This window comes from Emticicia sp. TH156 (assembly GCF_002855535.1).
GTDB lineage: Bacteria > Bacteroidota > Bacteroidia > Cytophagales > Spirosomataceae > Emticicia > Emticicia fluvialis.
In genome coordinates this window covers 26,236-46,022 of the sequence record NZ_PKRS01000009.1, presented here as the reverse complement: position 1 = coordinate 46,022, position 19,787 = coordinate 26,236, and the positions used below count along the sequence as shown (strand labels likewise).

Annotated in this window: 16 protein-coding genes; 6 read left to right on the top strand and 10 right to left on the bottom strand. The window is 42.4% G+C overall.

Translation table 11 applies throughout. From position 1 onward, the window contains the following. Window positions 1–35: 35 nt before the first annotated feature. Together thrC and C0V77_RS16910 are read left to right on the top strand one after the other, a co-directional pair. Window positions 36–1,355: a threonine synthase gene (thrC, locus tag C0V77_RS16915; RefSeq protein ID WP_101727544.1), complete on the top strand. Its 1,320-nt coding sequence runs from the start codon at window positions 36–38 to the stop codon at window positions 1,353–1,355. Between the two features lie 97 nt (window positions 1,356–1,452). Further along, window positions 1,453–2,460, top strand: coding sequence for a Gfo/Idh/MocA family oxidoreductase (locus C0V77_RS16910; RefSeq protein ID WP_101727543.1), 1,008 nt, complete (start codon window positions 1,453–1,455; stop codon window positions 2,458–2,460). A 128-nt stretch (window positions 2,461–2,588) separates the two neighbouring features. Here the strand turns inward: C0V77_RS16910 and C0V77_RS16905 are convergent, their stop codons facing one another. From C0V77_RS16905 to C0V77_RS16895, 3 genes are all read right to left on the bottom strand, one after another. Next, a complete protein-coding gene (locus tag C0V77_RS16905) occupies window positions 2,589–3,632 on the bottom strand; it encodes a hypothetical protein (RefSeq protein ID WP_101727542.1) in 1,044 nt (347 codons plus the stop codon). 107 nt (window positions 3,633–3,739) lie between these two features. After that, on the bottom strand, window positions 3,740–4,723 hold the full coding sequence (locus C0V77_RS16900) for a PspA/IM30 family protein (protein WP_101727541.1): 984 nt from the start codon (window positions 4,721–4,723) through the stop codon (window positions 3,740–3,742). A 104-nt stretch (window positions 4,724–4,827) separates the two neighbouring features. Beyond that, window positions 4,828–5,481 (bottom strand): hypothetical protein, encoded by a 654-nt coding sequence (locus tag C0V77_RS16895; RefSeq protein ID WP_101727540.1) that lies wholly within the window; start codon window positions 5,479–5,481, stop codon window positions 4,828–4,830. Window positions 5,482–5,946: 465 nt separating this feature from the next. Between C0V77_RS16895 and C0V77_RS16890 the strand changes: the two genes are divergently transcribed. From C0V77_RS16890 to C0V77_RS16880, 3 genes are all read left to right on the top strand, one after another. Beyond that, entirely contained in the window at window positions 5,947–8,631 is a 2,685-nt protein-coding gene (locus C0V77_RS16890; protein WP_229236304.1) for a DUF1553 domain-containing protein, read from the top strand. A gap of 147 nt (window positions 8,632–8,778) precedes the next feature. Beyond that, window positions 8,779–9,300, top strand: a complete 522-nt coding sequence (locus C0V77_RS16885) for a gluconate 2-dehydrogenase subunit 3 family protein (protein ID WP_101727538.1) — start codon at window positions 8,779–8,781, stop codon at window positions 9,298–9,300. Window positions 9,301–9,334: 34 nt separating this feature from the next. Continuing rightward, on the top strand, window positions 9,335–11,050 hold the full coding sequence (locus C0V77_RS16880) for a GMC oxidoreductase (protein WP_101727537.1): 1,716 nt from the start codon (window positions 9,335–9,337) through the stop codon (window positions 11,048–11,050). A 73-nt stretch (window positions 11,051–11,123) separates the two neighbouring features. On the opposite strand, the gene C0V77_RS16875 is transcribed toward C0V77_RS16880, so the two are convergent. Continuing rightward, window positions 11,124–12,386: a replication-associated recombination protein A gene (locus tag C0V77_RS16875; protein ID WP_173830560.1), complete on the bottom strand. Its 1,263-nt coding sequence runs from the start codon at window positions 12,384–12,386 to the stop codon at window positions 11,124–11,126. A gap of 162 nt (window positions 12,387–12,548) precedes the next feature. On the opposite strand from C0V77_RS16875, the gene glgB reads away from it, so the two are divergent. Next, window positions 12,549–14,516, top strand: a complete 1,968-nt coding sequence (gene glgB, locus C0V77_RS16870) for a 1,4-alpha-glucan branching protein GlgB (protein WP_101727535.1) — start codon at window positions 12,549–12,551, stop codon at window positions 14,514–14,516. A gap of 78 nt (window positions 14,517–14,594) precedes the next feature. Here glgB and C0V77_RS16865 read toward each other — a convergent pair whose 3' ends face one another. From C0V77_RS16865 to C0V77_RS16840, 6 genes are all read right to left on the bottom strand, one after another. Continuing rightward, window positions 14,595–15,260 carry an MCP four helix bundle domain-containing protein gene (locus tag C0V77_RS16865; RefSeq protein WP_101727534.1) on the bottom strand — a complete coding sequence of 222 codons (666 nt, stop codon included), beginning with the start codon at window positions 15,258–15,260 and terminating at the stop codon, window positions 14,595–14,597. 170 nt (window positions 15,261–15,430) lie between these two features. Continuing rightward, complete coding sequence (locus C0V77_RS16860) at window positions 15,431–16,198, bottom strand: helix-turn-helix domain-containing protein (protein ID WP_101727533.1); 768 nt, start codon at window positions 16,196–16,198, stop codon at window positions 15,431–15,433. Between the two features lie 176 nt (window positions 16,199–16,374). Then, entirely contained in the window at window positions 16,375–17,127 is a 753-nt protein-coding gene (locus C0V77_RS16855) for an alpha/beta fold hydrolase (RefSeq protein ID WP_143706118.1), read from the bottom strand. Window positions 17,128–17,154: 27 nt separating this feature from the next. Beyond that, complete coding sequence (locus C0V77_RS16850) at window positions 17,155–17,697, bottom strand: hypothetical protein (protein WP_143706117.1); 543 nt, start codon at window positions 17,695–17,697, stop codon at window positions 17,155–17,157. Between the two features lie 118 nt (window positions 17,698–17,815). Continuing rightward, on the bottom strand, window positions 17,816–19,075 hold the full coding sequence (gene clpX, locus C0V77_RS16845; RefSeq protein ID WP_101727530.1) for an ATP-dependent Clp protease ATP-binding subunit ClpX: 1,260 nt from the start codon (window positions 19,073–19,075) through the stop codon (window positions 17,816–17,818). 123 nt (window positions 19,076–19,198) lie between these two features. Then, window positions 19,199–19,558, bottom strand: coding sequence for a hypothetical protein (locus tag C0V77_RS16840; RefSeq protein WP_101727529.1), 360 nt, complete (start codon window positions 19,556–19,558; stop codon window positions 19,199–19,201). Window positions 19,559–19,787 lie beyond the last annotated feature (229 nt).

The following is a 19,787-nucleotide window of genomic DNA, read 5'->3' as shown; positions in this document are numbered from 1 at the left end:
CCGAAACCTGTTAAATTTTATTTTTAGAAATTCCTATGCAGTTATACAGTACCAAAAACGAAAGCCCTGATGTAAACTTGGAAGAAGCCATTTTCAGAGGACTGCCACCTGATAATGGTTTGTATATGCCTACTGATATCCCTAAACTTCCTCAGGCTTTCTGGGACACCATTGAAAACAAGAGCCTTCAGGAAATTGCATTTGCTATTGCTCATGCCCTGATTGGAGACGATGTGCCTGCTTATGATTTAAAAGAATTAATAAACAAAGCCATTGATTTTCCGGCGCCATTGGTTGAGGTAGAAGATAACACCTATTGCCTTGAGTTGTTTCATGGGCCGTCTATGGCTTTTAAAGACTTTGGGGCGCGTTTCATGGCTGCTTTGATGTCTTATTTCTTACAGAAATCAGAAAAACAGATACATATTCTGGTAGCCACATCAGGTGACACCGGCGGTGCCGTGGCACAAGGGTTTTATCGTACGCCCAATATTGATGTTACTATTTTATATCCAAGCGGCAAAGTAAGCGACATTCAGGAAAAACAGCTGACCACCCTTGGTGAAAATGTTAAAGCGCTTGAAGTGAACGGTACTTTTGATGACTGCCAGAAACTGGTAAAACAGGCATTTCTTGATGCTGAACTGACAGCCCGGTTTTCTCTGGCATCGGCCAATTCTATAAACATTGCCAGATTAATACCGCAGGCATTTTATTACGTTAATGCCTATGCTCAGTTAAAAAAGAAAGGACAAAACAAAAAAATTGTTATTTCTGTGCCAAGCGGCAATTTTGGCAATTTAAGTGCGGGTATTATTGCCTGGCGAATGGGTTTACCTGTAAAACAGTTTATTGCTGCCACTAATGTAAATAATGTAGTGCCTCAGTACCTCAGCACGGGTGTTTATCAACCCATTAGCCCGTCTTTGTCTACCATCTCAAATGCCATGGACGTTGGTAACCCGAGTAATTTTCCGAGGATGCTGGCATTGTTTAACAATGACCTTGAGCAAATGAAAAATATGCTGACAGGCTATTTCTACTCAGATACAGAAACCAAAGATGCCATGCGCCTGGTGTACGAGCGCAATAACTATGTGATATGCCCGCATACCGCTGTAGCTTATTTGGGTTTGAAAGCGTACACAAGCCATCTTTCTGAATCAGTTTCAGGCATTTTTCTGTCTACAGCGCATTATGCCAAGTTTCTGGATGTTGTTGAAGAGGTAATTGGTTCTCAGCCAATTCCTGAAAGGCTCTCTGCCTTACTGGATAAAGAGAAACAGGCAGACAAAATAAACATAGATTACGAAGCGTTTAAACAAAAGCTGATAGAAGCATTTTCTTTGAGCTGAACCGAAAGATATCTGTAAAAATGCCTTGCTGTAATACAAAAGCAAGGCATTTTTTATAATTTAGCCCATCATTTAAAACCTTTCTTATTAGATAAATATGATTAATGTTGCACTGGTCGGTTTCGGACTTTCGGGAAGATACCTGCAAGCCCCTTTCTTTGAAGCTAACCCGAATTTCAGACTAAAAACTGTTGTTACCAATAGTCAAAATCCACAGGCCATCTTCCAGTCGGTACAGGTAGCCGGAAGTATTGATGAAGTGTTGGCTGATGATGAAATAGAACTGGTAAGTATTTGTTCGCCCAGCTCAACACATTATGAGCTGGCCATGAAAAGCCTGCAGGCCAACAAACACATTCTGGTAGAGAAGCCTTTTACTTCTACCGCAGCCGAGGCTGAGGAGATTATTGAACTGGCCAGAAAACAAAACAAAATTGTATGTGTGTTTCAGAACCGCCGTTTTGATGGAGACTTCAGAACCGTGCGAAAGGTAGTAGAAAGCGGCATCTTAGGAGAACTGATTAGTTATGAAGCACATTATGACCGCTACAAGCCTGTGCTGAACCCCAAAAGATGGAAAGAAGTGGTAAGCCCAGCCAATGGCATTTTATATGACCTTGGCGCACATATTATTGACCAGACCATTACACTTTTCGGCAAACCGCAAAGTGTTTGGGGCGAAACTTATGTGCAAAGAGAAGGTTCTGAAATTGATGACGCATTTGATATAAGGCTAGACTACGGCAAGCTGAAAGTTACCTTGAAATCGAGCCTGCTGGTGCGGGAAGAAGGCCCGAGATATGTGCTGCATGGCACCAAGGGTTCTTTTATAAAATATGGGCTTGACGTGCAGGAAGATAACCTCAAGGCCGGATTACTACCAGGCATGGAGGGTTTCGGTGTAGAATCGAAGCAGAATAGTGGTTTACTGAATGCAGAAATAAACGGTGTGTCGTTCAGAGGGCAGGTAGATACAGAGGCCGGTAACTGGGGGCTTTTATTCCAGAACCTTTACGAAGCCATTGCTGAGGGCAAAGAGCTACTCATTAAGCCTGAGGAGATACTGGAGCAGATTAAGATTATTGAGGCCGTAAAACAAGCATAATTGAGTAATGAGTGATTGAATAAATAGCAGATAAATAAGAAGATAAATTGAACCTTAGTGAGCAAACAAAAATGAGTGATTTAGTAAATTAATCACTAAATCACTCATTCGCCAAATCACTCAATATCTTAAGGCAACCCTAACAAAAAGCCAATGGTAAAGTTTGCATCCCAGTCGAAAACGAATTGCTCGCAGCCGGTGGCATCTTTAATAGCTTTGTAGATATTCACCCCAGATTTATCTTTAGCGTCAGTCAGTATTTTATAGTAGGCCGGTTCTTTCAGCACGGTATAGCGTTCTTTGCCTTCTCTTACTTTTTTTGCCATCGAGAAAGGCACCCCACCGATAATGAAACAGGTTTTGCGTTTCATACTGGGTACCGACGATGCCTTCGCTTTTACTTCGTCATATACCTTACCGTCATCAACACCATTCTGAAAATACTTGGCTCCATAGGTTTCAAGGGCTGACACACTCCCATTGGTAGACCATGAAATCTTGGTATTCCCAGAGCCGATGTCGGTTACAAAGGCCTCTTCTTCATAATCTTCAGGTAATACGCATTTTAAAGCAAGAGCGCCTTCCTGTTCAGGTGTAACCGTGTTTACAAAATAATTAAGTGTTTTCAGGTTTTTAATGATTTTCTGCGTTACATCCGCTTTTACAGCACCTGAGCTTACTACAAAATGAATATCACGGCCGCTCACGCCGAAGTCGAGCATACTGCCTATATATTTTTTCAATCCAGCTCTGATATCATCGTCTGAGGCCATGTTCTCAGTTACCAGACTGTTACCGAACTCAGCTTTCTCCAGTTTCCAGTTTTTGCTTTTATCTATTCTTACAATAAAAGAATTAAAACCACTGGCACCCAGCTCAACTACGCCCTTTAGTTTGCCGTTAATAGGTTCGCGGGCTACATAACTGAACGTAGAAGAGCCACCTCCTGTAGCTTCAGTGTTACTACCAGAAGTACCTGGTGTGCTAGCTGCAGCCGGCCCTTCTTCCGGCGCTTTGGTATTGGTTTCATCAACTTTGGTTTCATTGCTTTTATCAAGCAAAGATTTGCCCCAGCTTGTGTTATCTAAAACATATTTGCCGCCAAAGAAAAGACCTCCCAAAATGGCAAGTGTAATCAGAAACCGTGCAAATGGTGTGAGTGTTGTTTTCATTGTGTTGCTAATTAAAATCTACCGGATTTTTTGTAATTGAATAAAGTAAAAAATAAGACTCAGAAAGTATGAGCCACCCAAGGCGGCTCATACCCTAATGAAAGATTCTATTCAAAAAGTTTATCATACTGGTTGCCTGAATGCTTAGTTGTTGGCACATCTTTACCGGCAATCAGGGCTTTTTTGTCGCTTCCAAGCAACAAAGAAACGCCTTCCTGCTCCCATTTTTCAAGCATTTTCAAACCTTCTTCTTCAAATACGCCATTTTGAAGGTCAATAGAATCCATAAAGTTAGAAGACATCTCCATAAAACGCTCCATCTCCCCTACCTTCTGGCTTACGTCGTCAGCAATAGACTCCATGGCCATATCAAACATCTGGCGCTGGTCTTTGTTTCCGTTCAGAATATTCATGGCAGAGCGCATGGCTGAATGACTGGTACGGATAGCCTTACGCTCCTGTTCTTTTACAGCCACCTGATCTTTGATGTCTTCAAGCATTATCTCCGAGTTTTCGTACATTTTAGTGAGAACCCTGTAAAGAATCTCCATTTTTTTGTACAAATCTTCCAGCTTAATGTTCGACTCCTGCAAACGGCCTGCCTTGCGGGCTTTCAGCACCATCATGGCCTGTTTGTCGGTTTCTTTGGCCTTGCTAGCCAGATTTAAATCGTTCTGAATCTGCTTTCTGTTATTTTCAATGATAGTCTTCAGGTTATACATCTGGCCTTTCAGGGTAGCAATCTGCTGGTTCATTTTACCCAGATTACTCCGCAACTCGTCAATATAAGTTTTCAGAATGCCGATAGGGTCCAGTTGTATAAACATGCCGGTTATCCAGCGCATGATACTCTTATAGATGTAGAAAATCAGATTTCTCATCTTGGGGTCAAGTATCATATAAATAAGTGCCGCCAGTACAATCAGCAGGCCGGCCAGATATAGCGTATTTGAAGCCAGAGTAATCAGATAAGGCAGTGCTTTATAAAGCAGATAGCCTCCACCTAATAATAAACCTGCAGCGAAAAGAGTACCTGTTTTGCCTTCGGGGCGTTCCCAAAACGATTTGGGTCTGGTTTCTTGCATTTCCATTTTCTGTTGGGGTTATCCTCCGCCTCCCGGAGGTTTTCAAATTGTTTAGTGATAGTTTAAAGTACCGCAGAAAGCAAGGGGCTGTTTTCTGCTGATTCGGGGTTTTATTGATTCAAATATTTAGTCATATTGTCAACATCCTTGCTGATTTGTGCCGTTAACTCACTGTAAGTGGCATGAAAATCACTCAAGGTTGTTTCAATTTTAATCACCGCGTCTGAAATCTCCGCTTTCATTTTTTCCATATCTGCCTGATGTTCCTGTATCTCCAGTGTCAGTTTAGCAATCTGCTCACCTTTAGCTTTTATGGTTGCGTCCATATCTGCAATGGCTTTTTCTTTATTACCAATCTGTTTCTGACGCTGCGCATTAACCGACTCAAGAAATTTTGAATCTTCTGTCTGAAGCACTTTCAGATAAAACCCGGCTGATTCAGATAATTTCTGAGGCGTAATACCCATTGCCTGTGCTGCTGCAAAGGCAGATAGATACCGTGTCTTTTCATCCATTGGCATCTGAGCCAAAGTCTTTAAAGATTTTTTAAACTCCAGATAATCAAAACCCTCCTGGTTATTGGCTTCCATGGCGCCCAGTAAAATGTCATAAAACTTGTCAGAGGCCTTTCCCTGAGGAATCTGCACAGAGACATTCGCCGGGGGGGCTGCCTGTTTTTCCGGGGCAGTGGTATCGCTGGCGGCTTCTCCTGCCGGAGCTTCTACTACAAATATACCCTTTAATTTTTTAAGAAAATCGCTCATTTGTGGTGCTAATGCTATGTTTTTTGATTAAATTGAGTAATTTATCTCTGTTGATTTCAATCTACCGATTAAATTTGATTCAAATTTTGGGGTATTGCCTGAATTGTACAAATAATATCACATGACATAAGGGAAACCCGGTGTCGAATGGTTAAATTTAATGATGATTTTTGAAAACTTTCTAAACTTACCCGATTTTGTGTAAATATTCGATTGTATAAAAACAAGCCGGATTTTTTACAGGTTTTATCAGCCCTACTTTGGCTGATCCAAGGTTAATTCTCTTACCACAACAGTGTTTCTTAATTTGTATTTATGCCTGGGTCTGAAAATTAATTCATTTCTATTTGTACTATTTAACACAAACCCTGGTTAAATTTGTAATACCTAACGGTTGTCTAGACATCTATGAAATACTCAAGGCTTTTTATATTCTCCTGTTCCATTATTGCCATAAGCGCCATCATGGCTTTCAGCTTTAATCCTTTTTCAGACAAGGTAGATTTCAATACTGAAATAAAACCAATTCTGAACAAGCATTGTGTGTCTTGTCATGGTGGAGTAAAAAAGGCAGGAGATATCAGTTTTTTGTTTTCTCAGGAGGCTATCAATACCAAAGGGAAGTCGGGCAAGGTGGGCATTATACCCGGTGATGCCGAGCATTCAGAGTTTTACAGGCGCCTGATAAGCACAGATGAAGAAGAACGAATGCCCAAAGGCAAAGACCCGCTCAGCAAAGAAGAAATGGAGACCCTGAAAAGGTGGATTGATGAAGGGGCTCAGTGGGGCGAGCATTGGGCGTACCAAAAACCGGAAAAACCGGAAGTGCCATCAGTTGGTGGCTTTTTTGCCCGTCTGGGTCTGATAGATGATGACGAAACCCGGTTTGCCAAAAATGAGATTGACAATTTTGTGGTAGCCAAGCTGAAAGATGAAGGGCTGTCTTTTTCAAAGCAGGCAGATAAAGGTACGTTGCTACGCCGGGTTTATCTGGACTTGACAGGCCTGCCGCCAACCGAAGAACAATTGCGGGCTTTTCTGAACGATAAATCTGAAAACTCGTATGAGAAAGTAGTAGACCAACTATTGGCTTCTCCGGCATACGGAGAGCGTTGGGCAGCCATGTGGCTTGATTTGGCCCGCTATGCCGACACTAAAGGATATGAAAGAGACGTGTACCGTAATATATGGCGATACCGCGACTATGTTATCAGGGCGTTTAATGAAGATAAGCCATTCGACCAGTTTACCATTGAACAACTAGCCGGTGATTTGCTCCCGAATGCTACTAATGAACAATTGATAGCCACCGGCTTCCACCGGAATACTATGAACAATGATGAGGGTGGAACAGTGGATGAGGAGTTCAGGGTAGCGGCTAATATTGATAGGGTAAATACTACTTTTGATGTTTGGCAGGGTACAACTATGGGTTGTGTGCAATGCCATACGCACCCGTACGACCCCTTTGTACATGAAGAATACTACAAGCTGATGGCATTCTTTAACAATGCCCGCGATGAAGACGTGGTAAGTGATACGCCATATCTGAGATTCTACAAGCCTGAGGATTCAACCAAAATAGAAGAATTGAAGAGCTGGATTCTGGCGAAAGGAAGAAATGGGAAAGACTTTGAAAAGTTTGTAAAAATACTGGAGCCTAAATTCAATTCGCATGATGTTGAGCCTTTATCGGCAGGCACATCCTCATTGTTAGATGCCAAATATCTTGGTTTACAGCATACAGGCTACAGCCGATTGAAAGGGGTAACCCTGACGGGGAAGAACAGATTGGTAATGAATTTCAATACCGGCACTGAAAAAGGCGTACTGCACATCAGAGACGGTAAGCTCGACGGGAATATCATTCTAACCATCCCAATCCCTCCGGCACGAGATACTGTTATGTTTTATGCACTTCCGAAACTAGAAGGCAAGCATGACCTTTACTTCACCTTTACGAATCCTAAAAAACCAAAAGACTGGCTGCAGATAAAATGGTTGTCGTTCCAGAGTACTTTTGGCGAAGGCAAAGAATATGAAAAAATTGAAGCCGGATATAAAGAGGTTCTGAATGCCAGTGCGGATTTTACCCCGATTATGAGCGATGGCGAAGGCGATCTGGCACGCAAGCAGCACATTTTTGAACGAGGCAACTGGCTGGTACATGGTAAAGAGGTAAAGCCCGAGGTGCCTAAGTATCTGTCTGAAATGCCAAAGGATTACCCGGCCAACAGGCTCGGGCTGGCTAAATGGCTGGTTAATGGAAACAATCCTTTAACAGCCCGCGTAGCCGTAAACCGCTTCTGGGAGCAGATATTTGGTGTGGGCATAGTAGAAACAGTAGAAGACTTCGGCACGCAGGGTTTCAGCGCTTCGCATCCTGAATTGCTGGATTACCTGGCTGTTACTTTTCAGAATGATATGCACTGGAGCGTAAAAAAACTCCTGAAAATGATTGTTACCTCGGGTACGTACCGTCAATCGTCAGAAGTAAATAATGAACTGCTTGAAAAAGACCCTTACAATAGGTTTCTGGCACGCGGGCCAAGAATCAGGCTAACGGCAGAACAGGTAAGAGACCAGGCATTGCTGGTGAGTGGGCTGCTGTCGAAAAAAATGTATGGCAAAAGCGTAATGCCGTATCAACCTGACGGCCTTTGGCAATCTCCCTGGAATGGAGAGTCGTGGAAACTGTCACATGGAGAAGATAAATACCGCAGGGCCATTTATACATTCTGGAAGCGCACCGCTCCGTATCCGTCGATGATGTCGTTCGATGCCCCAAGCAGGGAATTCTGCCAGCTAAGACGGCTCAGAACAAATACCCCATTACAGGCATTAGTAACCCTCAATGACCCAACCTATGTTGAAGCCGCACAACAACTGGCCAGAAACATGATGAAAAAAGGTAAAAACCCCGAACAACAGATTCAGGCAGGTTTCAACCTCATTATGATGCGCAATATAGATGACAAAAAACTAAAAGTGCTTACCAAGCTTTACAGGCAAACCGAGCAGGAATATACCAGAAACCCCGTTGAGGCCTATAAGTTTTTCGGCAAGTCTGATGTAACCCCAAAAATGGCAGCACTGGCTGTTACAGCCAATGCCATGCTGAATCTTGACGAGATTGTAACAAAAGAATAAGGTCAGCTAAACCAGTGATTGACACCGTAAAAACCTTCATTTATTTAACACCACATATAATTTTAAGCGCTTTCATCAGGTTTAATTTATTGGCTGTTAAGATTACTTTTAAAGCCTTTATTTTTGAAAATTTTATCTAATTGAATAATGCAACGTAGAGCAGCTCTCAGAACATTTGCACTCAGCATAGGAAGCACCCTTGTATTGCCGTCATGGGCCAATGCCTGGAGTAAAGAAACCCTTCATCAGTCAAATCTGATTCTTTCTTCTTCACAAGAAGCCTTATTGGCCGAAATAGTGGAGACAATCATCCCTAAAACTGATACCCCCGGCGCCAAAGAACTGAATTTAAACAAATTTGTTACACTAATGGTAGCCGACTGTTTTGACGCCAACGCACAGGATACCTTTAACAAGGGTCTGCAAAAAGTAGATACCCTGGCAGCAAGCGAGTACTCAAAACCGTTTATTGAGGCCGACACCAAACTAAGACTGGCAGTTTTGAACAAAATGGCAGTATCGGACAACGAAACGGACAAAGGCTTTATCAGACTGGTGAAAAATTTGACTATTCAGGGCTACCTAAACTCTGAATATGTAATGACCAACCTGCGCGTGCATGAATTTATTCCGGGGCGTTATCATGGTTGTGTGCCGGTAAAATCATAATTCTTTTTAACTCAATTTGAAACGCACTGTTATTATGTCATATTTTAATATTGATTCAGTAAAAGCACAAACATTTGATGCCATCGTTATCGGTTCTGGTATCAGCGGCGGATGGGCAGCCAAAGAATTAACAGGCAAGGGTTTGAGAACCCTGGTGCTGGAACGTGGCCGTGAGGTAAAACACGTAACCGATTACCCAACCACCATGATGCAACCGTGGGAGTTTGAGCATCGCGGTCAGTTGAAAAAAGAGGTACGAGACGCCAACCCCATTGTAAGTAAATGCTATGCTTTTTATGAAGGCACCGAACAGTTTTTTGTAAAAGATGCTGAGCATCCTTATGTACAGGAAAAACCTTTTGATTGGATTCGCGGATACCAGACGGGTGGTAAGTCATTGCTATGGGCGCGCCAGACACAACGCTGGTCGAAATACGATTTTGAAGGCCCCGGCCGTGATGGCTTTGCCGTAGAATGGCCTATTGGGTATGAAGATATAGCTCCGTGGTACAGCTATGTAGAGAAGTTTGCAGGTATATCGGGCAATAAAGACGGCTTGGCCAGCTTACCAGACGGTGAGTTTCTGCCACCGCATGAGATGAACTGCGTAGAGAAGTATTTCAGCCAGCAGATTGCCAAAAATTATAACGACCGCCATATTATTATGGGCCGTTGTGCACATATTACCGAGCCTAAAAAGATACACCTGGCCCAGGGCAGGGCCAAATGCCAGCACCGTACCATCTGTGAGCGTGGTTGTCCTTTCGGTGGTTATTTCAGCAGCAATGCTTCTACCTTACCCTGGGCTGCCAAAACAGGCAAAATGACTTTACGCCCCGATTCGGTTGTACATTCAATTATTTATGATGAGACAAAAGGCAAAGCAACCGGTGTTAGAGTGATTGATGCGAACACGAAACAAATGACCGAGTACTATTCCCGTATCATTTTTGTAAATGCTGCTGCCCTGAACTCAAATCTAATATTGTTGAACTCAATATCCGGCCGTTTCCCAAATGGATTAGGTAATGACAATGGCTTGTTGGGTAAATACATTGCTTTTCATAATTACACGGCCACTATCAATGCTGATTATGAGGGTTTTCTGAACTCTACAACAGATGGTCGGCGGCCAAACTCTCCTTATATCCCTCGTTTCCGTAATGTATTCAAGCAGGAGACAGACTTTCTGCGTGGCTACGCCTCTGGTTTTCAGGCGGGTCGATACATGCGTGACGACAGAAGTGGTATGGGAGAAGACCTGAAAAAAGGCTTGTTGAATCCGTACCTGAACAACGTATGGAGTGTAGGTTCACACATGATGGGTGAGACCATACCCAAAGAGAGCAACTATGTTAAATTAGATAAATCGAAGCTTGACCCCTGGGGTATCCCTCAATTAAGTATTTCTGTAGATTATGACGACAACGACCGCAAAATGGTGAAAGATTTCTTCGAGCAATTAACAGAAATGTACACCAAAGCAGGTTTCAAGAATATCCGAACCAACGATTCAAACCGGACACCGGGGCTGGACATCCACGAAATGGGTGGTGTAAGAATGGGTAAAGATCCAAAAACGTCACTCCTGAACAAGTGGAATGCTCTGCATGAGTGCAAAAACGTATTTGTGACTGACGGCGCCTGTATGACCTCAACCTCAACCCAAAACCCATCACTTACTTATATGGCCTTGACAGCAAGAGCGGCCGATTATGCTGTGAAGGAATTGAAGAAAGGGAATTTGTAAAGAGTTGCTATATTAATAATAAAAAGCCTGGTCTATGTAAATGGACAAGGCTTTTTATCTATTGTTGGCAATTTCAATACCCATACCACTCAGCCCACCATGCTTGCAATTGCCTTCGTATCTCGTTTTCTCTGGCATTGTTGCTTGGTTCATAAAGTTTGGTACCTTTCAGTTCATCAGGCAAGAAATTCAGCTTTGTAAAATTCCCTTCATAGTTGTGTGCATATTTATAGTTTCTGCCATAACCAATCTGCTTCATCAGTTTGGTTGGGGCATTGCGTAAGGCTAAAGGCACGGGTAGGTGAGCCGTTTTCTCGGCCAGTGCAATGGCATTTTCAATAGCCATGTAAGAAGCATTAGACTTAGGCGATGTAGCCAGATAAATAGCCGTTTGTGAAAGGATGATCCTACACTCAGGGTAACCGACAGTCTTTACGGCCTGCATGCAGTTATTGGCCATAATAACAGCCGTTGGGTTAGCATTGCCAATATCCTCCGATGCCAGAATCAACATACGGCGGGCAATGAATTCAGGGTCTTCTCCGGCCACAATCATGCGAGCCATCCAGTAAACGGCTGCATTCGGGTCTGAGCCCCGCATTGATTTTATGAAAGCCGAGATAATATCATAATGCTGCTCACCTGACTTATCATAACGGGCAATATTGCGTTGGGCTACTTCTTCTACCAAGTCATCAGTAATCACGATGGGCGTATCAACAGGAAAAGAAAAACTGATTATTTCAATCAGATTCAATAGTTTTCGCCCGTCACCTCCGGATATACGCATCAGCGCATCGTAAGACTCCACTTTTATATCTCTTTCTTTCAGAATCACATCTTCATGTATGGCTCTGTCGGTCAGCGCTTTTAGTTCATCTTCACCGAAAGACTCTAATATATAAACCTGGCAACGTGACAGCACCGCACTGTTTAATTCAAACGAAGGGTTTTCGGTAGTAGCGCCAATCAGGGTAATCTGTCCTTTCTCAACGGCCAGCAACAGAGAATCCTGCTGTGATTTATTATAGCGGTGAATCTCATCAATAAACACAATGGGGGGAAACAAGCCTGTTGCCCGGCCGATTACCTCGCGCAATTCTTTTACACCCGAACTAACCGCATTTAACTGATGAAACTGCCTTTTGGTGGTTTCGGCTATCAGCAAAGCCAATGTGGTTTTGCCTGTACCCGGCGGGCCCCATAAAATCATGGATGGCACCAGATTGGCCTCAATGGCATTACGGAGGGGTTTGTTTTTCCCTAAAATATGTTCCTGCCCCAGGTAATCTTCCAGTTTTTTTGGACGCAGGCGCTCAGCTAATGGTGCAGCCATACAATATATTATTAAGAGATTTATGTATCCGGATTAGCAGCGTTCATCCTTTTTTTCACTAAATAAGATTTACAAGACAAATATACTTCGCTTCTTGGAATTGTAGAACCACTGCTCTATTTTTACCTATTGGAAAAAACAAAACCTCATTGGCTTTAACCTATGGCAAAGAAAAAGACTTCTACACCGAATACAGAAGAATCTAACCCGGAAACCCCCAGTTTCAAGAACGTTGAATCATTCAGTTTGTTTACAGATTTTGACATTAATCTTTTCAAGGCGGGCAAGCATTATCGTTTGTATGAAAAAATGGGGTCGCACGTGATTGAAAACCAGGGTGTGGTGGGCACATACTTTGCTGTCTGGGCTCCTAATGCCCGGTACGTGTCGGTTATTGGTGGCTTTAATGGTTGGGAGCGTGGCTCACACCCGCTGGCATCGCGTTGGGACAGCTCAGGCATTTGGGAAGGATGGATACCCAACGTTGGCAATGGTGAGGTTTACAAATATTTTATTTCGTCGAATACAGGTGAAGACCTTGAAAAAGGAGACCCTTATGCCCTGCATTGGGAAATACCCCCAAAAACCGCTTCTGTAGTATGGGACACCTGGTATGAATGGCAGGACAAAGACTGGATGCAGACACGGCATCGTAACAATGCGCTGAACGCCCCCATATCGGTTTATGAGCTTCATCTGGGCTCATGGCAGCGTGACCCGAGCGACCCGGAACGCCGGCTCAGTTATAGAGAAATTGCTAATTCGCTAGTACCTTATATGAAAGACATGGGTTTTACGCACGTAGAGTTCATGCCTGTAATGCAACACCCCTATGAGCCTTCGTGGGGGTATCAGATTACCGGATACTTTGCCACCAGCAGCCGCTTTGGTACTCCGCAAGACTTTATGTATCTGGTAGAACAACTGCACATCAACGATATCGGGGTTCTGCTAGACTGGGTGCCGTCTCATTATCCCAGCGACGCACATGGGATTTACCGTTTTGACGGCACCTCGCTGTATGAGCATGAAGACCCACGCCAGGGCTATCACCCAGACTGGAAGAGTTACATTTTTAATTACGGACGCTTTGAAGTACGTTCATTCTTAATCAGCAATGCTTTATTCTGGCTCGACAGATTTCATGTTGATGGCCTGAGGGTTGATGCCGTAGCATCTATGCTTTACCGTGACTACTCACGTAAAGCCGGAGAATGGGTACCTAATATTTTTGGAGGCCGCGAGAACCTCGAAGTGATATCGTTACTGAAAGAGCTAAATGAAGAGATTTACAGGAGTTTCCCTGATGTGCAGACCGTTGCTGAAGAGTCTACGGCTTTCCCGGGTGTTTCAAGACCGGTATATAACGGCGGGCTGGGTTTTGGCATGAAATGGATGATGGGCTGGATGCACGATACCCTGCGCTATTTTGCTAAAGACCCTATGTTCAGAAAATGGCATCAGAATGATATTACTTTCAGCCTTGTATATTCTTTTACTGAAAACTTTATGCTGCCGCTTTCGCATGATGAGGTGGTATATGGCAAAGGGTCATTGATTGAGAAAATGCCTGGCGACCAATGGAGAAAATTTGCAAACCTTCGCTTATTGTTTACTTATATGTTTACACACCCCGGGGCAAAACTGCTCTTTATGGGTGGCGAATTTGCCCAATATGCCGAATGGAACTACGCCAAAAGCCTTGACTGGCATCTGTTAGAAAACCAACCCAATAAAGGTATAAAAGAGCTGGTAAAAGACCTGAACGGTTTGTATAGAGGAGAAGTAGCCTTGTTTGAAAAGCAGTTTTCGCCGGATGGTTTTGAATGGCTTGATACCAGCGACCGCGAAAATGCCGTGATTGTGTATGCCCGTAAAGGTTTGCATGAGAAAGATACTGTAATTGTAGTACTCAACTTCACGCCTGTACCTCGTTCTCCATATCGGATTGGCGTGCCTGAAACGGGTATTTATGAAGAAGTCTTTAATAGCGATAACCAGAAGTACTGGGGCACCGGTTTACTAAACGGTAGTGTTAATACCGAAGCAATACCTTTGCATGGTAAAGATAACTCTATTGAAATATCATTGCCGCCCTTGGGTGGAGTAGTGTTCAGATTGAAAGCATAAGTTCTATCAACCAGAGGAACCAACTTGTTAAAAAGGCCCGGCGCTCTTATGAACACCGGGCTTTTATTTAAGCCTGGCTTAGTTTAAAGATGGATTCTGAGGTGTTTTAGGCATAGCAGACCTGGATGAAAATATAAGCGTAAGAATGATGGTACCCAGAACAATCAGCAGCGTTAGCTCAAACTGGGTATCTGATGCTGAGCCTAACACTATTCTTTGCGATGTTTTATTCAGCTTCTCCCCTTCTGTAATCTGGATATTAGATAAGTGGTTAAGCGTATTCAGTGCACCGTAAAATGCTTCATCCAGTATGTGTTTCACGTTTTCTGAATTGTAAACACCTGCCCGATAAATATGCTTTTGCTCAAGCGCAATTCCATGCGCTATTTTCTTTTTAAAATCCTTGAAAAGTACCTCTTCTGTTGCCGTTAATTTCGTCTTTCCGTAAGACACTATCAAGGCACTTATAGACTCGTTGTACTCTTTTATTTTATCTTTTATCTGTACTATTTCTTCTTTGGTGTTACAGTCATCGACCAGTAATTTCTTTCTGGAAAGGAGATTAGATAGCTCATAGATATAGCTTTCAGCCATAAGCCGGTCTTCATACACTGCAGAGAAGCTATCGCCTAATTCATTAAAATGATGTTTATCTGAAACATTTTTGATAAACAAAAAAACAAAAATGACTGTCAGCCCCATAGCGGCTTTTATCTTTTGTTCGATACTATAAGCCCATTTCATATAATTTGTGGTTAACTGGTTCAGTTATAAAAACGACTATATACAAATATAAGTAAAAATAACTATATTTTAATTTACCAATACCCCCGTAGAAAGGCCATTTAAACAAAAAGGAACCTTTTGGAGGCTCCTCCAGATTTATTGGCAGAGTAGAAATGAATTACGAAAGATTATTTGTTGTGCTGAAAATAAGCTTCGGGGGTTTCGCCTGTAAATGCTTTGAAATCATGAATAAAATGAGCCTGATCAAAATAACCTGCCTCTAAACCCAATTCGGTTAGCGTTTTTTGGTCAGAATAATTTTTGAGCAAGGCATTGAAACGAACAATACCTGCAAATTTTTTAGGAGACGCGCCTACCGTTTTTCTGAACCGTTTTTCAAGAGGGCTTTTGCTGGTAAACAACAGCTTTGCAAGGTCAATGATTCTGATATTGCCCTTGGCCTGCTGTATGTGCACAATAGCCGCCAGCACCAGTTTGTCGGTATCAACAGGCTGAATACGATTAATCAAAAACTGTTCAATAATGGCAATGCGCCGGGTATGAGACTGCGCTTCTGACAGCCGGTCTTCAATCTCATTGAGTTCTGAGCTATTTACGAAGTTATCTAAACCCACACTTTCATCAAAAAGCTCATTCATGGGCGCTTTAAAGAAGTAGGCAGCGCCGGTTTCGTTAAAATATACCAGCACCGTGCCAATATTCTTTGAGTTCTTAAAGTATCTGAATTTATCTTGCAGGCCGCTTATACCGGCAGAGTTTAGCTTTATTTCGGTTCCGTCTTCAATGGCTACCAGATTGCCCCTGTATTGAAACCCCATTACCATGCTTGTACCCGGCAATACCTTATAGGCAGACTCTTCTACGGCTTCTGATATTGCCAGTAGTCTTACATAAGGTTTCAGGGTGTCGCAGGGTATGTAGGTGCTAAAGCTCATTTTCTAATCAGTTTAACAATGATTACAAATGCAAATGATACCATAAAAGTACAATAAATACTGATTGCAAGTATGAATAAAGTACACAGGCGCGAGAACTAATCAGTATTATATTTTAATAAAGTACCTTTGACGCGCAAAAGAGACCAGTAAGGTGAAGATTTACCAGTTGATTATCATTGGCCGCCTCTGCCATAGCGTGTGTCTACCTCAGCACATGCGGTTAGAAATTCAGCGACTATCCTGGCGCATTCTTCGGGTCTTTCAAACATTCCGGCATGAGCTACTCCACCCAGTATACCTGTGAAACCCATCCTTAGAAGTTTTATTTGCTCCTCAGCAGCCGAAACCGTTACAAACTTATCCTCTTCACCTGCAATAATCATGGTGGGGTATCCGGCATCTTTCAGAATTGCCGTTGTATCGCGGCGATTCCGCATGGCCATCTGTGCGTTTGTCATGGCCTTTTCCGGAATTGAACTGTAACGTTCCATCTGACTATCAATCAGGGTTTTACTTTTTTTCTTGAATTCATCCGTAAACATTTTCGGATAAAAATCTTTGATAAACTCGGCTGAGCCGTGTTTTTCAATAAAATCAATGGTCTTTAATCTGGTTACTTTTCGTTCTTCATCATCCGGGTAAGCAGATGAATGAAACAGCCCCAGACCTTGCAACCACTCCGGGTATTTTTCAGCAAAAGCCAGTGCTATGTACCCACCCATTGAATGCCCAATTAACACGCATTTTTCTTCTTTGCGTTCATCCAGCACATCTTTCAGCCAGTCTGCATAATCGTCAATAGAAATACAATTGGTAAGTTTGCTGTAATCTGGTGTTACATAAGTGTATGTGCGTGGAAGCAGGCTGATAAACTTGTTCCAGATGATGTGGTCTTCGCCAAAGCCATGAATCAGAATAACATTCATATTTTCCGGTTTTTTAGTTTTACTCAATTAAAACAGTTTCCGCAATGCGCGTATGATCATAAATGCAGACAACAAGCCGAAAACTATGGCTAGTATATTGATGTGCAACAACGCAAAAATAACGGCAAAGCCCAGTAACACCAGCCCAATCTCAAGCCGCACAAATGCTTTATGGCTTAACCCTCCCCTTTTCTTCTTTGATTTCTTCTTCTGAAATATGCCCTTTTTTTCAGGCTTCTGAATAAGACGTGGTTTCTGGCGTTCATCTGTTTTACTGTTCTTCTTCAATAACCCCTTTGGCAACCAATCTGTTTTATGGTTTACTTCATTTTTTATGGTAGGCACGATCGGGGTATTATTAGCTGTTAAATTTTCAATGGCTGGCGCGGGCATCGGAGCCATTGCCTCCATTTCTTGAGGTGCATGAGTATCAGACTTAAAAGCTGACGTGGCATTCTGTTTTTCCGGCTTCAGATAATAATCCGGAATTGAGTTCTGAAAACGGGCGTATTCTCGTTTGCAACCCAACAAAAGCAGCAAAACCAGTACAAATAGAAGTGTTCTTAACATAGTATAATAGCTTTTGAAGAAAAAAATCAGGGCAGTGGCAGCCAAAATTACCAGGCATCAAAAAACCCTGTAAAGCGAAATGACCGGCTTTACAGGGTTTGATGAAATATCCCAAAAATTACGCTACCAGTTTCAATTGATAGAACGCCGAGCGCTCAAATTTATTTTGCGCGTATTCTAGCGTAATTGTGAAGTTCTTTACCTCTTTGTTTGATGGAATCTCAAACATGATGTCTGTCATGATTGCCTCACAGATAGAGCGTAATCCTCTAGCTCCCAGCTTATATTCCATAGCTTTACCGACAATGAAATCCAGCGCCTCCGGTGCAAACTCAAGGGCAACATCTTCCATTGCAAATAGCTTCTTATATTGCTTGGTCAAAGCATTTTTAGGTTCTATCAGAATACGGCTCAAGGCCTCCTTGTCGAGCGGGTTCAGATATGTCAACAAAGGCAAACGACCAATCAATTCAGGTATAAGACCAAAAGATTTTAAATCCTGTTGTGTAACAAAACGCAACAAGCTGGTGCTCTCCAGCAATTCCAGGCGTTTGGCATCATTAGAGAACCCAATCGGGTGGGTATTAATACGCTTGGCTATGTGGCGGTCTATACCATCAAAAGCCCCGCCGCAGATAAACAGTATGTTCTCGGTGTTTATCTGCACCATCTTTTGCTCCGGGTGCTTTCTTCCACCTTCCGGCGGAACACTTACAACTGAGCCTTCCAGCAATTTCAGCAAGCCCTGCTGCACACCTTCACCGCTTACATCACGCGTAATAGACGGGTTGTCACTTTTACGGGCTATTTTATCAATCTCATCAATATAAACTATTCCTCTTTCGGCCAGTTCAACGTTATAATCGGCGGCCTGTAAAAGTCTGCTCAAAATACTTTCTACGTCTTCGCCCACGTAACCAGCCTCGGTAAGCACAGTGGCGTCAGCAATGGCAAAAGGTACCTGTAATACTTTGGCAATATTACGTGCCAGGTAGGTCTTGCCGGTTCCGGTCTCGCCTACCATAATAATGTTCGACTTCTCAATCATTACATCATCATCACGTCTGTTTTGCATCAGGCGTTTATAATGATTATAAACCGCTACGCTTAAAACCTTTTTGGCTTCATCCTGCCCAATTACGTATTGGTCAAGATGCTTTTTCAGTTCTATGGGGGGCTTAAGGTCAAATTTAGGCGAGTCTGCAGACTTCTTTTTCTTTTCTTTCTTCACAACTCCGTGCAATTCCTGTTGCACAAGCTGGTGCCCCTGCTCTACACAAAAATTGCAGATATTGGCTTCGGTGCCAGATATTAAGAGTTCAACTTCGCTTTTTCCTCTACCGCAGAAAGAGCAATAAGGTTGCTGTCCATATTCCATTGAGTATCCTTTGTCTTATTTATCTACAAAAATAAGAAAAATGTTTGAGTATGTAATTAAAAAGCCTGAGACCATAGAAATGGCTCTCAGGCTTTAACGTAAGTATGGCATTTAAAATTTCACTCAGGGCTGTTTATCTCCCTCCAAGGTAGACCCCTGAATAGTCAGCTTTATTTTGGTAACTATTTTTGAGTCATTTTTAACAAACTCCAGTTTTCCATCGTAGCCAACTACTTCAAAAACATCGGGTTCTTTGGTAGGCGCCAGGTCTGCCACGCCTTGCCCAACGGCTTCACCAATAAGCTTGCCGTCTTTCAGCGTTACAATTATTTCTTCAAAAGGAGCATCTTTCATTTTATATTTACCTACATAACTTTTGGCCGCCACGGTGTCAAGCGCAGCAGCGGTTGTAGTTGTTTGTGCAGAAACATCAAAAGAAATGGCAAAAATGCCAACAATCAGTAGTGTTAATAGTCTTTTCATCTTAAAAAAATTAGTTTTTGAAAATTGTAAAAAATATAAAATTAGCAATGCAAGATACTTATTTTGCTAAACATCAGAAACAAAACCTGTTTAGCTTTTAATTAAAATTGTAACTACCATGAGAATTAACATACAAATACGATATAAAAACTACCAACCACAGTCAATTAAGATAATTTAACTGAAATAATTTGTTTCAATAAATAATATATCTATTTTTGCCTCAAAT

Excerpts from the sequence above, each read along its gene's own strand:
- thrC (WP_101727544.1), top strand. The coding sequence starts at position 36 with ATGCAGTTATACAGTACCAAAAACGAAAGCCCTGATGTAAACTTGGAA.
- C0V77_RS16910 (WP_101727543.1), top strand. The coding sequence starts at position 1,453 with ATGATTAATGTTGCACTGGTCGGTTTCGGACTTTCGGGAAGATACCTG.
- C0V77_RS16905 (WP_101727542.1), bottom strand. The coding sequence starts at position 3,632 with ATGAAAACAACACTCACACCATTTGCACGGTTTCTGATTACACTTGCC.
- C0V77_RS16900 (WP_101727541.1), bottom strand. The coding sequence starts at position 4,723 with ATGGAAATGCAAGAAACCAGACCCAAATCGTTTTGGGAACGCCCCGAA.
- C0V77_RS16895 (WP_101727540.1), bottom strand. The coding sequence starts at position 5,481 with ATGAGCGATTTTCTTAAAAAATTAAAGGGTATATTTGTAGTAGAAGCT.
- C0V77_RS16890 (WP_229236304.1), top strand. The coding sequence starts at position 5,947 with ATGGCTTTCAGCTTTAATCCTTTTTCAGACAAGGTAGATTTCAATACT.
- C0V77_RS16885 (WP_101727538.1), top strand. The coding sequence starts at position 8,779 with ATGCAACGTAGAGCAGCTCTCAGAACATTTGCACTCAGCATAGGAAGC.
- C0V77_RS16880 (WP_101727537.1), top strand. The coding sequence starts at position 9,335 with ATGTCATATTTTAATATTGATTCAGTAAAAGCACAAACATTTGATGCC.
- C0V77_RS16875 (WP_173830560.1), bottom strand. The coding sequence starts at position 12,386 with ATGGCTGCACCATTAGCTGAGCGCCTGCGTCCAAAAAAACTGGAAGAT.
- glgB (WP_101727535.1), top strand. The coding sequence starts at position 12,549 with ATGGCAAAGAAAAAGACTTCTACACCGAATACAGAAGAATCTAACCCG.
- C0V77_RS16865 (WP_101727534.1), bottom strand. The coding sequence starts at position 15,260 with ATGAAATGGGCTTATAGTATCGAACAAAAGATAAAAGCCGCTATGGGG.
- C0V77_RS16860 (WP_101727533.1), bottom strand. The coding sequence starts at position 16,198 with ATGAGCTTTAGCACCTACATACCCTGCGACACCCTGAAACCTTATGTA.
- C0V77_RS16855 (WP_143706118.1), bottom strand. The coding sequence starts at position 17,127 with ATGAATGTTATTCTGATTCATGGCTTTGGCGAAGACCACATCATCTGG.
- C0V77_RS16850 (WP_143706117.1), bottom strand. The coding sequence starts at position 17,697 with ATGTTAAGAACACTTCTATTTGTACTGGTTTTGCTGCTTTTGTTGGGT.
- clpX (WP_101727530.1), bottom strand. The coding sequence starts at position 19,075 with ATGGAATATGGACAGCAACCTTATTGCTCTTTCTGCGGTAGAGGAAAA.
- C0V77_RS16840 (WP_101727529.1), bottom strand. The coding sequence starts at position 19,558 with ATGAAAAGACTATTAACACTACTGATTGTTGGCATTTTTGCCATTTCT.